The sequence below is a fragment of the Aggregatibacter sp. oral taxon 458 str. W10330 genome (genome assembly GCF_000466335.1).
Taxonomy (GTDB): Bacteria; Pseudomonadota; Gammaproteobacteria; order Enterobacterales; family Pasteurellaceae; genus Aggregatibacter.
In genome coordinates this window covers 125,713-140,641 of sequence record NZ_KE952604.1, presented here as the reverse complement: position 1 = coordinate 140,641, position 14,929 = coordinate 125,713, and the positions used below count along the sequence as shown (strand labels likewise).

Here is a 14,929-nt window from a genome sequence, read left to right as displayed (position 1 = left end):
AGAGAAAGATTATGTCAACAAATACCCCTGAAAATTATGGTGCAAACAGTATTAAAGTACTCAAAGGCCTTGATGCAGTGCGTAAACGTCCCGGTATGTACATTGGGGATACAGACGATGGAACAGGTTTACACCATATGGTTTTCGAGGTCGTGGATAACGCTATTGACGAAGCCTTAGCCGGGTATTGTGATGATATTATCGTGACCATTCATTCCGATAATTCCGTTTCCGTGCAAGATGATGGGCGCGGTATTCCGGTGGATATTCACCCGGAAGAAGGCGTTTCCGCCGCCGAAGTGATCATGACCGTCTTGCACGCCGGCGGGAAATTTGACGATAACTCCTATAAAGTCTCCGGCGGTTTACACGGTGTAGGCGTTTCTGTGGTTAATGCGTTGTCTGATAAATTACAACTGACTATTCGCCGTCAAGGCAAAGTGCATGAACAATTTTATCGCCTTGGCGATCCCGTTGCTCCGTTAGCAGTTATTGGTGAAACCGACCAAACCGGCACAACCGTACGCTTTTGGCCAAGCCCAACGATTTTTACGAACATTGAATTTGAATACGATATTTTAGCCAAACGCTTAAGAGAGTTATCTTTCTTAAACTCCGGTGTTTCTATTCGTTTAATTGACGAACGCACCGATAAACAAGACCATTTCCATTACGAAGGTGGTATTCAAGCGTTTGTGGAATATATCAATCGAGGTAAAACGCCAATTCATCCAAAACCATTCTATTTCTCTGCGGAAAAAGACGGTATTGGCGTGGAAATTGCGTTGCAATGGAACGACGGTTATGCCGAAAATATTTATTGCTTTACCAACAACATTCCACAACGCGATGGCGGTACGCACTTGGCGGGGTTCCGTGGGGCGATGACCCGTACGCTGAATAACTACATGGAAAATGAAGGTTATACCAAAAAATCTAAAGTAGCGACTTCCGGTGACGATGCTCGTGAAGGCTTGGTGGCCGTGATTTCCGTGAAAGTACCGGATCCAAAATTCTCTTCTCAAACAAAAGACAAATTGGTTTCCTCCGAAGTGAAAAGTGCGGTGGAATCTTTAATGAATGAGTATTTGCAAACCTATTTGTTGGAAAATCCAAACGATGTCAAAATCATCGTGAGCAAAATTATTGATGCGGCGCGTGCGCGTGAAGCCGCACGTAAAGCCCGTGAAATGACCCGTCGTAAAGGCGCATTAGATTTGGGCGGCTTGCCGGGTAAATTGGCGGATTGTCAGGAGCGTGATCCGGCGTTATCCGAACTTTATATCGTGGAGGGTGACTCTGCGGGCGGTTCGGCAAAACAAGGGCGTAATCGTAAAAACCAAGCGATTCTGCCGTTAAAAGGGAAAATTCTGAACGTGGAAAAAGCCCGCTTTGACAAAATGTTATCTTCCGCAGAAGTGGGTACATTGATTACGGCGTTAGGTTGCGGTATCGGTCGTGACGAATATAACCCGGATAAATTGCGTTATCACAGCATTATTATCATGACCGATGCGGATGTGGACGGCTCGCATATTCGTACGTTGTTGTTGACCTTCTTCTATCGTCAAATGCCGGAGCTGATTGAGCGCGGTTATGTCTATATTGCCCAGCCACCGTTGTATAAAGTGAAAAAAGGCAAACAAGAGCAATACATTAAAGACGATGAAGCCATGGCAGAATTTGAATTGGCGATTGCGTTGGAAAATGCGGCGCTTTATGTGAATGACAATGCCCCAGGCATGCAAGGTGTGGCGTTACAAAATCTCGCTTCCGAATATCTTGCAGTACAAAAAATGACGACCCGCTTGAGTCGTTATTATCCGGAAAGCGTTTTGAAAGAATTGATTTATCAACCGGCGTTGACCACCGCGTTAATGCAACAGGAAAGTGCGGTTAATTCTTGGGCTGATTCTTTGGTTATTTCTTTAAATGGAAAAGAAACCGACGGCAGACATTATGGCTATCGTTTGCAATTCAATGCTGAGCGAAACCTACATGAAGTGGTGTTAACAGTGAGAATACACGGGATTGATACGGATTATTTCTTGAACTTCCAGTTTGTAACCGGTAATGAATATGCCCGCTTAATTGCGTTGGGTGAAAAATTGGTCGGTTTATTAGAAGAAAACGCTTATGTGATGCGTGGCGAACGCAAACAAGCGGTGACCTCATTTGAGCAGGCAATTGACTGGTTAATGAAAGAGTCTCGCCGTGGTTTGATGATTCAACGCTATAAAGGGTTAGGTGAAATGAATCCGGAACAGCTTTGGGAAACCACTATGGATCCGAATACTCGCCGTATGTTGAAAGTGTCTATCAAGGATGCGGTGGCGGCAGATCAGTTATTCACCACTCTAATGGGAGATGAGGTAGAGCCTCGCCGTGAGTTCATTGAGAGCAATGCGTTAAGAGCGAATTTGGATATTTAAAACAGCCTATTGCGTTTTATCCTGTTCACACAAGCATAGAAAAGCCGGCAATATCGCCGGCTTTTACATGATGAATTTTCAATTAACCTTGCAATGAAACGCGTTTCATATCTTTCATGTAACCACGCAATTCTTGACCGATTAATTCTACTGGGTGATTGCGGATTTCATCGTTCACATCGCGTAAGGTGATGTTGTCGATTTCCACGGTTGGTGTCGGTTCGCCGATATCGCCTTTGCGTAAAGTCGGCACCAATGCTTTTTGCATAATCGGGCCGGCAACGTTAGCAAATAAGTAGTTACCGTATTCTGCCGTGTCGGAAATCACTACATTCATTTCATATAAACGTTTACGCGCAATCGTGTTGGCGATTAACGGCAATTCGTGTAAGGACTCGTAGTAAGCGGATTCTTCGTAAATGCCGCTGGCTACCATGGTATCGAATGCCAATTCCACACCGGCTTTCACCATCGCAATCATTAACACGCCATGGTCGAAATATTCTTGCTCACTGATTTTGCCCTCATATTTCGGTGCGTTTTCAAAAGCGGTTTTGCCGGTTTCTTCACGCCATTTTAAGAGGTTGGCATCGCCGTTTGCCCAGTCTTCCATCATCACACGGGAGAATTCGCCACTGATGATATCGTCCATGTGTTTGGCAAATAAGAACGCCAATTCTTCTTTGATTTGTTCCGCTAACTCGAACGCACGCAATTTTGCGCTGTTGGACAAGCGATCCATCATCAACGTGATGCCGCCTTGTTTTAAGGCTTCGGTGATGGTTTCCCAACCGTATTGCACTAATTTGCCCGCATAAGCCGGATCTTTGCCGTCAGCCACTAATTTGTCATAGCAAATGAGAGAACCTGCTTGCAACATACCGCAAAGGATGGTTTGTTCGCCCATTAAGTCGGATTTGACTTCCGCCACGAAAGAGGATTCCAACACGCCTGCACGATGACCACCGGTTGCCGCCGCCCAAGCTTTGGCAATTTCTAAACCTTCGCCTTGTGGGTCATTTTCAGGGTGCACAGCGATCAACGTCGGCACGCCAAAACCACGTTTGTATTCTTCACGTACTTCTGTACCCGGGCATTTTGGTGCCACCATCACGACGGTGATGTCAGGACGGATTTGCTCGCCCACTTCAACAATGTTTAAACCATGGGAATAGCCCAATGCAGCGCCTTTTTTCATTAACGGCATGACATCCGCAACCACTTTGGAGTGTTGTTTGTCCGGGGTGAGGTTAATGACTAAGTCGGCGGTTGGAATAAGTTCTTCATAAGTGCCCACTTTAAAGCCATTTTCACTGGCACGTTGGAATGACGCACGTTTTTCTGCGATAGCTTCGGGACGTAATGCGTAGCTGATGTCTAGACCTGAATCACGCATATTTAACCCTTGGTTTAACCCTTGTGCACCGCAACCTACGATCACGATTTTTTTGCCTTTCAAGAAATCCGCTTCCGTTGCAAACTCACTGCGATCCATAAAACGGCAACGACCTAATTGATCTAATTGTTGGCGTAAGTTTAAGGTATTGAAATAATTAGCCATGATATTTTCCTTTTGTGTGGGAGTGTTTGTTTAGGTTTAGGTGATTATAGGGTGTTTTGGTGTTGCGTAAAGTGATATTATTGGGATTGTGTGTTGCGGTTTTTGCAATTACCCATATTTAGAAGAATCGGTTTCGCCGATGGCGACCTACTTTTTCTTTGCTTATGCAAAGTAAAAGTAGGCAAAAAGAAAGCACACCCCAGCTTCACCGCTGCTCTTCGCTTGATTGTAATTTTTTTAACGGAAATTTTCGAACTCGCCGCAAGCGGCTCAAACAGGCGAAAATTTCCTAAAAATTACAAGTCGCTCAGGCGGTTCAGATGGGGGCCTCAATTTGTCCGAGCATTATTAACGTTAAAGTGCGGTTAATTTTTTAAGTGTTTTTATTTGAAATAACGATTTTAAAATCGATCGTATTTTTAGAATAATGTTCTGAAAAATGGGGCCCCGTGTAAGACGCCATTATGGAAATGCAATTTTTAGCTAAATTTCGCTTTGTTTGAGCGAAGCGAGTTCGAAATTTTGCGTTAAGAAAATTGCATTGAAATAAGGTCAAGCGGCTTATCCGGGGTGCCTTTTCTTTTGGTTCGTTTTCTTTGGGCAAGCAAAGAAAATGAACTCGTACTCAACGACGTTGAGTACGAAACCCAAATCAAACTTAAGCAAAACAAATATTATGAACTTTAACGATCTCAAAATCTTCATCACCCTCACTCAAACTCAAAACTTCGCCAAAACGGCGGCGTTGCACCATATGTCGCCGTCAACCTTGTCCCGTCAAATTCAAAAAATCGAAGAGGAACTGGGGCAGCAGCTTTTGTGGCGGGATAATCGTCAGGTGTTGTTAACGCCGAATGGTGAGGTGTTTTTGGCATTTGCACAGCAACAGTGGCAGAATTGGATGCTGTTTCAACAGCAGTTGCATACCCAAGAGGAAGAGCTTAGCGGGGAGCTCAAACTGTATTGCTCGGTGACGGCGGCGTATAGCCATTTGCCGGGGATTTTGGAGAAATTCCGTGCGCATTATCCAAAAGTGGAAATTCAACTGACCACAGGCGATCCGGCGCAGGCGGTACATTTGGTACAGGCGCAGCAGGTGGATTTGGCGTTAGCGGGGAAACCGCCGGTATTGCCAAGTGCGGTGACATTTCATTATATCGATGATATTGCGTTGTCGATGATTGCGCCTCGTGTGGCATGTTCGGCGACACAATTATTGCAGCAAGAACCCATCAATTGGCAGCAGGTTCCCTTCATTTTGCCGTTAGATGGTATGGCGCGGCAGCGGATCGAAGAATGGTTTAAACAAAAAGGCATTAAACACCCGAAAATCTATGGCACTGTGGCAGGGCATGAAGGTATTGTCTCCATGGTGGCACTGGGCTGTGGTTTGGCGTTATTGCCCGATGTGGTGATTAAGAACAGCCCGTTGAATAGCCAAATTTCTACCTTGCAGTTGGATGTGCCGATTGCGCCTTTTGAACTCGGCGTGTGTGCTTTAAAACCTGCCTTGGAACGCCCTTTAGTGCGTGCATTTTGGCAGTTATTAGCGTAAAGTGCGGTCATGATTTAAGGAGTTTTTATGCTAAAAGGCGTTGCGTTTTCTTTATTTGCCTCTTTGTTGTTTGGCTACATGTATTATTTTTCTACGCTGTTGCTGCCTTTGAGCGGAACGGATATTTTCGGCTATCGCATTGTATTTACCCTGCCTTTTGTTGCGGCAGCTGTGTTTTTGTTTAAACAAAAAATGGCGTTGATTGCCCATTTAAAACGCATTCAAAGACAACCGCACTTCGCCTTGGCTTTTCTCTTTACCGGTGCGTTGATGGGCTTTCAAATGTGGCTGTTTTTATGGGCACCTAATAATGGCAGCTCGTTGAGCGTTTCTTTCGGTTATTTATTGCTGCCTTTAGTGATGGTGGCGGCAGCGCGAATTATTTTTAAAGAACGGATTTCACGCATTAAGTTTTTAGCCGTATTGATTGCTGCGGTGGGAGTCATTTCTAACATCGCCTTAAAAGGGGAAATTTCTTGGGAAGCACTAGTGATTTGTGTGGGTTATACCACTTACTTTGTGCTTCGTCGAATGTGGAAAATGACCGATCTTGCGGCGTTCTTCTTAGAAATGTTAACCCTTTTGCCATTTTGTGCGTATTTTGCGTGGCAAGTGGATATTAGCCAAGTACAACAAAGCAATCCGCATATTTTGGTTTTATTGCTACTGCTCGGCTTGATTAGCGGAACGGCGCTCAATTCTTATATTCTTGCCAGTAATCATTTGCCGATGAATCTGTTGGGCTTACTTGGTTATGTAGAACCTTGCCTGATGGTGGGAATTTCCTTATTAATTGGTGAAAAGATTGATGCACAAAGTTATCCGCTGTTTATTTGCTTGATCCTTGCCATGCTTTTGATTATCACGGATGGCATTCTACAAGCGAAAACGCGCCAATAGCCTTATAACTGCTCAAATAACGGCGTAATGTTTGGCATTACGCCCCGCCATAAATAGAAAGCATGTGCCGCCTGTGCTAATAACATCCCAAAACCATCGCTTCGGTTTTGTACGCCTAACGCACGACAGCGTGCTAAAAACGGCGTGTCTTTTTGTCGATCATATTGCATGTCGTAAACCGCTTTTGTTGCACGTAGAATCTCATCATTAATCGCCACTGTGCCGCCGTGTAAACCTGATGAAGTGGCGTTAATAATCACATCAAAGGATTGCGCGGGAAGTTGACCAAGTTCTACGGCACAAATGTTGCCGTAAGGCGAAAATTTCTCAGCCAGCTGTTGCGCTTTGGCTAAAGTGCGGTTGGCAATCACAATGTTTTGCTGTGCCTGTAAAAGCGGTAACAACACGCCTTTTGTGGCACCGCCTGCACCTAAAATGAGTAGGGTTTGATTCGGCTTAAGCCAATTCAATCGCTGCAAATCCGTCACCAATCCTGCGCCGTCAGTATTGTCCGCATACAGAGTACCGTCGTCTAATTTTTTCAACGTATTGCAGGCTTCCGCCATCAGACAACGCTCACTGTGTGCATCTGCCAGCTTGAACGCCCGTTCTTTGAAAGGCGAGGTGATATTACATCCCGCCGCACCCTGCGCAAAAAACACCGATAGTTGTCGTTCAAAATCCTGTTCGTCGCCTAACATGGCATCGTATTGCACGTGTTGTGCGGTTTGTTCGGCAAAAATACGGTGAATTTGCGGCGATTTGCTTTGAGCAATCGGGTTGCCCCAAACGGCATATAACATGATTTATCCTTGACGAAAAACTTGGTTGGTGAAAATGTCGCGAATTTCGGACGGATTCACTGCGCCGCCCACAGGCATATCCAGCACCGGAAAATCTGTGCCGAATTGTTGTTTCACATTTTGTGCCGTGCGGCAAGGCGGTAGTCCGGTTAAGTTGGCGCTGGTGGAGGTGAGAGCAAAGCCCGCCTGTTCGCATAACAGCTTAACGGCAGGGTGTTGGCTGATGCGTACCGCAATACTGTCAAAATCGCCGGTAAGAAATTTGGGTGTCGTTGTTTTTGCCGGCACGACCCATGTCGTTGGCCGATCATATTGCGTGGTTAAGCGTTGCCAATGTTCTTCCATCAAACGGCGTTCATCCATAAAAGGCAACAAAAAATCCAAGCTCGGCGCAATTAAAATTAGCCCTTTTGACATCGGGCGCTGTTTTAAAACAAGTAAATTTTCCACCGCACTTTGGCTGTTTGGATTACAACCTAAGCCAAAAACCGCTTCGGTGGGGTAAGCGACGACTTGCTGATTTTTTAAATGGTTAACAATCTCTTGTAAATTCATGAGGTTACTCGGTCGTAAAAATATGGCGGCAGGTTTTATTCACACATTGCCAAGTGCGTTGTTCGCCCTGTTGTTTTTTTAATAAGGCTAAATTACCGTGGCATTGCGGGCAATCGATTAAATACGGTTTAGTTGGCACGGAAAACTTACAATGCGGAAAACGGTTGCAGGCGTAAAATAGCTTGCCGCCACGTCCACGCCGCGCCACTAACTGCCCTTCTTGACATTCCGGGCAAGGTACGTGTTCTTCCGTTTCCTCTTCTGTTTCCTCATGCACCACAAAATGACAGGCGGGGTAATTACTGCAGCCAATAAACATGCCGAAATGCCCTTGTTTTAACGCCAATAAATGGCCACATTGAGGGCAGTTTTGTTCCAATATTTTAAGGGTTTTTACTTCGTTGGAAGCCTGTAACGGTTTTAAGTAATCACATTGCGGATAGGCAGAACACCCGAGAAACAGCCCTTTTTTGCCTTGTTTTATTTGCAACAACGCACCGCACTGCGGGCAGTGTTCCTCGTGTTTGGTAGGCTGAAATAAAGGTTGGTTCATGGCATGCCCTAAAAGTGCGGTGATTTTTCTAGACAAATATTAAAACGGTTCGTGCGCCATTCTACCGCAAGTTTTGCGCCTTTCGCCACCCACGAAATGAAAAAGCGAAAGGTCGGCAAAGACCAAGGATTTCCTTTATACTAACGCCCAATATCAGGAGGGAACATGTTTGCATTGGATATTGATTTAAATGTGTTATTGGGCGTTTGCGTCGTATTGGGCGTGCTTTGTCTTATTTTGCTTTTTGTCAGCGCGCGCCGGAAACGGGATAGCCTTGAATTACAACAGGATTTAAATAAAAACATTGAGGATTTTAATCGCTTATTAGAAAAATTTGATGCCGTCACCGCCCGTAAAAATCAATTAGAACAAGAGGTGGTGAAAGCGCAAACCACGGCGGATGGGCTACAAATTCGCTTAAACGAACGGGATGAAAAAGTACAGTATTTGCAAACGGAACTGAACGAAGAACAGGCGCGTCATTCCGCCATTGCAGAACAAATGACGACGCTGAAAGAACGTTTTGGTGTGGCATCGGCACAGGCGGACAGCTTGCGCGGACAACTTGCGCAAAGCCAAGCGCAGATTGTCCGCAAAGAAGAATCGCTGACAAATTTAACGGAAAAACACACCGCACTTTCGCAGGAATTGGCGGAACTAAAAACCACGTTAACGGAAAAAGAAAAGCATTTTGTTGAGCAGCAACAACATTTTGAACAAACCAAACAGCAACTCAATACGGAATTTCAAAACCTCGCCAATCGTATTTTAGAAGAGAAAAGCCAGCGTTTTCAGCAAACGAACCAAGCGTCGATGGATAGCTTGTTAAAGCCTTTCCGTGAGCAAATTGAGAGTTTCCAAAAACGGGTGAATGAAATTCATTCGGAATCCCTCAAAGGCAATGCGGGCTTGGAAGCGGAAATTAAGAAAGTGTTAGAAATCGGTTTGAGTATGTCGCAGCAGGCGAACAACCTCACTTCCGCTCTGAAAGGGGAAAAGAAAACCCTTGGTAACTGGGGGGAAATGCAGTTGGAGCGGGCGTTGCAATCTGCCGGCTTGGTGGAAAATGAACATTACACGGCACAGGCGCATTTCAAAAACGAAGAGGGCAAACGCAATTATCCCGACTTTATTCTTAACCTACCGGATGAGAAACATTTGATTATCGACAGCAAAATGTCGCTTAACGCCTATGAAAGTGCGGTCAATGCTGAAGATGAAATAGAACGTCAGGCGTTTCTGCGCGAGCATATTAAGGCATTGCGTAATCACATCGATGACTTATCCCGTAAAGATTACAGCAACCTTATCGGGATACGTAGCCCGAATTTCGTGTTGATGTTTATTGCCGTGGAACCGGCTTACATTGAGGCCTTAAAAATGGATCCGAGTTTGTTCGGTTATGGTTATGACAAAAACGTCATTATGGTGTCACATACCACGCTGATGCCGATTTTACGCACGGTAGCGAACCTGTGGCGGGTGGAACGCGGTAATGCGGAAGCGCGTGAAATCAGCGAAAAAGCCGGCGACATTTACAACCAAATCTGCTTACTCGCGGAGCGTTTGGCGAAAGTGGGAAACAGCCTTTCCACCGTCAGTTCGCACTACAACAGTGCTGTCACGGCACTCGTGGGGCAACAGGGCTTGATGGGCAAAGTGGAACGCTTTAAGGCACTCTCTGCCAAAGCCAACAAAACGATGCCCGATATTGAACCGCTGCATCATGATTTTGAAACGGAACGGTTGTTGCTGAATAAAGAAAAAACAGAGAACGAACCTAAAGAAAGCCTAGAAAGTACATAGAAAAATGTGCAAAAAAATACCGCACTTTAATAAATTACATTAAAGTGCGGTTTATTTTAAGACCAAACCACGCACGGAACGTTATTTAACCTTTCGGATGTTCACGATTTTGTGCTACACATGAAACGTCAACCCTTTCAGGCATTCACGATTTCATGCGTAGCGTACATCTTGATGCACGACCAAACCACGCACAGAACGTGATTTAACCCTTTCAGGCATTCACGATTTCATGCGTAGCGTGCATCTTGATGCACGACCAAACCACGCATGGAACGTGATTTCACCCTTTCAGACATTCACGATTTTGTGCTACACATGAAACGTTAACCCTTTCGGATATTCAAAATTTCGTGCAACAAGTTGCACGCTACGATTCTTGCTGCACGAATGATTAACCCTAATGCGCAATTCACAATTTCATGCGTAGCGTGCATCTTGATGCACGACTAAATCACGCACGGAACATTATTTAACCCTTTCGGATATTCACGATTTCATGCGTAGCGTGCATCTTGATGCACGACCAAACCACGCATGGAACGTGATTTCGCCCTTTCGGGTATTCACGATTTCGTGCAAAAAGTTGCACGCTACTCTATAGATCCTTATCGCGTTGAAAAACGTTTCATTAATTGACCGCACTTGGTGCAATGCCTTTCTTCCGGCGGCTATTTTTCACCGTAGAAATTGGCTCAAGTTTGACAAACTCAACACCGCTTGGTGGATTTTCCAATGCAATGGTTAGCACTTCATCGATGGTTTCTACAGCGTGAATGTTCAAATCACGTTTGGCGTTTTCCGGAATCTCTTCCAAATCTTTCACATTATCTTTTGGAATAATGACAGTTTTAATACCACCACGGTGAGCTGCCAGCAATTTTTCTTTTAAACCGCCAATCGGTAATACTTTGCCACGTAGGCTGATTTCACCGGTCATCGCCACTTCCGATTTCACCGGATTACCGGTTAAACAAGACACTAAGGCGGTACACATAGCAATCCCAGCACTCGGGCCGTCTTTTGGTGTCGCTCCATCCGGAACGTGAATATGAATATCTCGTTTTTCGTGGAATTCCGGATTAATGCCTAATTTCTCTGCACGGGCGCGTACCACAGTCATTGCCGCTTGAATGGATTCTTTCATCACATCACCTAAGGAGCCTGTGTAACTGAGTTTGCCTTTGCCTAGCACTGAGGCGGTTTCAATCGTCAGTAAATCGCCGCCGACTTCCGTCCATGCCAAACCGGTGACTTCGCCAACGCGGTTTTGTGTATCTGCACGACCAAATTCAAAGCGTTTCACGCCAAGGTAATCGTGTAGATTTTTCGCGGTCACTTTAATGGATTTTAATTTCTTATCTAACAGTAAGGTTTTTACGGCTTTCCGGCAGATTTTCGAAATTTCACGTTCTAAATTACGCACACCGGCTTCACGAGTGTAATAGCGGATAATATCCACGATCGCACTGTCATCAATGGTTAATTCACCGGCTTTTAGCCCGTTGCGTTCCATTTGTTTTTTGATCAAATGGCGAGTGGCAATATTCAGTTTTTCATCTTCGGTATAACCGGATAGACGAATCACTTCCATACGATCTAATAATGGTGTTGGAATGTGCATGGAGTTTGAGGTCGCCACAAACATGACATCGGATAAATCGTAGTCCACTTCCAAATAATGATCGTTGAAATGGGCGTTTTGTTCCGGATCTAAGACCTCTAACAAAGCAGAGGCCGGATCACCACGCATATCCGAAGACATTTTGTCGATTTCATCTAACAAAAAGAGCGGGTTTTTTACACCGACTTTTGCCATTTTTTGAATCAATTTGCCCGGCAAGGAACCAATATAGGTTTTCCGGTGACCACGAATTTCTGCTTCATCACGCACGCCGCCTAATGCCATGCGCACATATTTACGCCCTGTTGCATTGGCAATAGATTGTCCTAAAGAGGTTTTACCGACACCAGGAGGGCCTACCAAGCAAAGAATTGGCCCTTTTAATTGATTTAAACGGGTTTGCACGGCAAGGTATTCTAAAATACGCTCTTTCACGCGCTCCAAACCATAGTGATCGGCATCTAAAATTTCTTGTGCTTTGGCGAGATCTTTTTTCACTTTGGTGCGTTTATGCCAAGGCACTTGAATCATCCAGTCAATATAACTGCGCACAACAGTGGCTTCAGCCGACATTGGCGACATCATTTTCAGTTTTTGCAATTCAGCTTCGGCTTTTTCACGCGCTTCCAAAGGCATTCTTGCTTCTTCAATTTTTTGACGAAGCTGTTCAATTTCACTTATCGCATTTTCTTCTTCGCCAAGCTCTTTTTGAATGGCTTTAATTTGTTCGTTTAAGTAATAATCGCGCTGACTTTTCTCCATTTGTTTTTTCACGCGACTACGAATGCGTTTTTCCACCTGTAATAGATCCGCTTCGGACTGCATTAAACCGAGCAAATACTCAAAACGTTCCACGACATTGCTCATTTCTAACACAGTTTGTTTTTGGGCAACGGAAACCGGTAAATGGGAGGCTAAGGTGTCGCTTAATTGTTCCAAATTTTCAATTTGTTGAAGTGCGGAAAGAATATCCGGCTGCACTTTCTTATTTAAATTTATATAATTTTGGAATTCATCTAAGGCGGCTTTGTGAACAACTTGTAATTCTTTTTTATTACCAAGCGTGCTTTCAATCGGCTTAATCTGCGCTTGGAAATGTTCACCGGTATCTTCTAATTGATAAATCTGCGCACGTTGCTGTCCTTCCACTAACACTTTCACCGTGCCGTCCGGCAGTTTGAGCAACTGAATAATATTGGCAATGGTGCCGACATCGTATAAATCATCAATACCGGGTTCTTCCAATTCCGGCTGCTTTTGCGATACCAACAAGAGTTGCTTGCCGTGATTCATTGCTTCATCAAGGCTGTGTATAGATCTTGGTCTCCCCACAAATAACGGCATCACCATATAAGGAAACACAACGACATCGCGCAATGGCAATACCGGTATGGTTTGTAATTCTGATTTTTTTGTTCTCATCGCATACTCTCTTTTCTATTCTGCTAATTTGGCTCTATATGGAGATGATTTCGTTAAATTCAAGATTTAGAAAAAAAATCTACCGCACTTAATTCATGCTTTCACCATATTCTCAATTGCCATGCAACCGTTTAAATGAACGGATTGATTCTAGAGGAAAGCGCAGTATAATTCTATCAATTCATAGCATTTTCTATGCCTTAGCCAATCTTTTCACCTATTCACGGGAGCCAATCTATGAAAAATTTATTCAAAATTTCACTTCTCGCCACAACAGTTGCCTTGTCCGCTCATGCCGGAAATGTTTACGTACAAGGCGATTTGGGATATTCACAATTTACCATTGATGATTTTCCCGGCCATCAAAACACGTTTAATCAACGTATCAGCTTAGGTTACGATTTTGATAATCCATTTCGCCTTGCGGTAGATTACACCCATTTCAGAAAAATCCACAAATCTGCACATGACGAAAATATCAGCTCAGAGAGTTCTGTCAAATTGAGCTCTGTCGGTGTCACCGGACTGTATGATTTCAACATTAACGACATCAATGCAAAGCTCGTTCCTTATATTGGTATTCGTTTATCGCATAACAATATCAACGCCACCGTAAGCCGAACAACTCGTCAAAGCTTCAATTATCTTCAATATCGTGATAATTATGTTGGCTTTGGCGCACTTGGTGGGGCGCAATACAAAATCAATGAACGCATTAGCTTAAATGGAAATATCGAATACAACAGATTTAGCCGCGACTTAGAATTAAATGAAGTCGGCGCCAGACTAGGTGTTCGCGTCAATTTCTAAAAAACAGTCAATAATTCAACCGCACTTATTTAGCACCGAATAAGTGCTTTTTTGTTTTGATAAATTGGTCGGCTTTGTATTCAAAGGCGTTTTCGCTTATACTACGTCACAATTTTTAACGCAAATCACAGGAAATATTATGGGTTTCTTAACAGGTAAACGTATTTTAGTTACAGGTCTCGCCAGCAATCGTTCTATCGCCTACGGCATTGCAAAAGCGATGAAAGAGCAAGGCGCAGAATTAGCTTTCACTTATTTAAATGAAAAATTACAACCGCGTGTTGAAGAATTTGCCAAAGAATTCGGCGCAAAAATCGTGCTTCCGTTAGACGTTGCCACCGATGAAAGCATTCAAAACTGCTTCGCAGAATTAAGCAAACATTGGGATAAATTCGATGGTTTTGTGCACGCCATCGCCTTCGCACCGGGCGATCAATTAGATGGAGACTATGTCAATGCAGCAACCCGTGAAGGTTATCGTATTGCCCACGATATCAGCGCATACAGCTTCGTGGCAATGGCGCAAGCGGCACGTCCGTATTTGAATCCAAATGCGGCATTATTAACGCTGTCCTATTTAGGTGCAGAACGTGCGATTCCAAACTACAACGTGATGTGTTTAGCCAAAGCCTCTCTTGAAGCGGCAACCCGCGTGATGGCAGCTGATTTGGGTAAAGACGGCATTCGCGTAAACGCCATTTCCGCAGGCCCGATTCGTACTTTAGCGGCTTCCGGTATTAAAAACTTCAAGAAAATGTTGGCAACCTTCGAAAAAACCGCTGCATTACGCCGCACCGCGACCATCGAAGATGTGGGCAACTCGGCGGCGTTCTTATGCTCTGATTTAGCCTCCGGGATCACCGGTGAAATCGTTCATGTTGATGCCGGTTTCAGCATCACCGCCATGG

Annotated in this window: 11 protein-coding genes; 6 read left to right on the top strand and 5 right to left on the bottom strand. The window is 44.5% G+C overall.

Going from position 1 to position 14,929, the window contains the following annotated elements:
- Nucleotides 1-11 precede the first annotated feature (11 nt).
- Nucleotides 12-2,432: a DNA topoisomerase (ATP-hydrolyzing) subunit B gene (gene gyrB, locus HMPREF9065_RS05485; protein WP_021615940.1), complete on the top strand. Its 2,421-nt coding sequence runs from the start codon at nucleotides 12-14 to the stop codon at nucleotides 2,430-2,432.
- An 82-nt stretch (nucleotides 2,433-2,514) separates the two neighbouring features.
- Here the strand turns inward: gyrB and ilvC are convergent, their stop codons facing one another.
- Nucleotides 2,515-3,993: a ketol-acid reductoisomerase gene (gene ilvC, locus HMPREF9065_RS05490; protein ID WP_033002494.1), complete on the bottom strand. Its 1,479-nt coding sequence runs from the start codon at nucleotides 3,991-3,993 to the stop codon at nucleotides 2,515-2,517.
- Nucleotides 3,994-4,669: 676 nt separating this feature from the next.
- On the opposite strand from ilvC, the gene ilvY reads away from it, so the two are divergent.
- Together ilvY and rarD are read left to right on the top strand one after the other, a co-directional pair.
- A complete protein-coding gene (gene ilvY / locus HMPREF9065_RS05495) occupies nucleotides 4,670-5,548 on the top strand; it encodes an HTH-type transcriptional activator IlvY (protein WP_021615937.1) in 879 nt (292 codons plus the stop codon).
- Between the two features lie 27 nt (nucleotides 5,549-5,575).
- On the top strand, nucleotides 5,576-6,448 hold the full coding sequence (rarD, locus tag HMPREF9065_RS05500; RefSeq protein WP_021615936.1) for an EamA family transporter RarD: 873 nt from the start codon (nucleotides 5,576-5,578) through the stop codon (nucleotides 6,446-6,448).
- A gap of 2 nt (nucleotides 6,449-6,450) precedes the next feature.
- On the opposite strand, the gene aroE is transcribed toward rarD, so the two are convergent.
- The 3 genes from aroE to HMPREF9065_RS05515 are packed head-to-tail and all read right to left on the bottom strand — an operon-like array spanning nucleotide 6,451 to nucleotide 8,359.
- On the bottom strand, nucleotides 6,451-7,251 hold the full coding sequence (gene aroE, locus HMPREF9065_RS05505) for a shikimate dehydrogenase (protein ID WP_021615935.1): 801 nt from the start codon (nucleotides 7,249-7,251) through the stop codon (nucleotides 6,451-6,453).
- A 3-nt stretch (nucleotides 7,252-7,254) separates the two neighbouring features.
- Nucleotides 7,255-7,806, bottom strand: coding sequence for a Sua5/YciO/YrdC/YwlC family protein (locus tag HMPREF9065_RS05510; protein WP_021615934.1), 552 nt, complete (start codon nucleotides 7,804-7,806; stop codon nucleotides 7,255-7,257).
- Between the two features lie 4 nt (nucleotides 7,807-7,810).
- Nucleotides 7,811-8,359 carry a DNA topoisomerase family protein gene (locus HMPREF9065_RS05515; protein WP_021615933.1) on the bottom strand — a complete coding sequence of 183 codons (549 nt, stop codon included), beginning with the start codon at nucleotides 8,357-8,359 and terminating at the stop codon, nucleotides 7,811-7,813.
- A 165-nt stretch (nucleotides 8,360-8,524) separates the two neighbouring features.
- On the opposite strand from HMPREF9065_RS05515, the gene rmuC reads away from it, so the two are divergent.
- Nucleotides 8,525-10,165, top strand: a complete 1,641-nt coding sequence (gene rmuC / locus HMPREF9065_RS05520; protein WP_021615932.1) for a DNA recombination protein RmuC — start codon at nucleotides 8,525-8,527, stop codon at nucleotides 10,163-10,165.
- A 631-nt stretch (nucleotides 10,166-10,796) separates the two neighbouring features.
- Here rmuC and lon read toward each other — a convergent pair.
- Complete coding sequence (lon, locus tag HMPREF9065_RS05525; protein ID WP_021615931.1) at nucleotides 10,797-13,211, bottom strand: endopeptidase La; 2,415 nt, start codon at nucleotides 13,209-13,211, stop codon at nucleotides 10,797-10,799.
- A 237-nt stretch (nucleotides 13,212-13,448) separates the two neighbouring features.
- Here lon and HMPREF9065_RS05530 point away from each other — a divergent pair, with 237 nt between their 5' ends.
- Both HMPREF9065_RS05530 and HMPREF9065_RS05535 read left to right on the top strand, forming a co-directional pair.
- Entirely contained in the window at nucleotides 13,449-14,021 is a 573-nt protein-coding gene (locus tag HMPREF9065_RS05530; RefSeq protein ID WP_021615930.1) for an opacity family porin, read from the top strand.
- Between the two features lie 139 nt (nucleotides 14,022-14,160).
- A partial coding sequence (locus tag HMPREF9065_RS05535) for an enoyl-ACP reductase FabI (protein WP_033002493.1) occupies nucleotides 14,161-14,929 on the top strand: 769 nt, incomplete at its 3' end.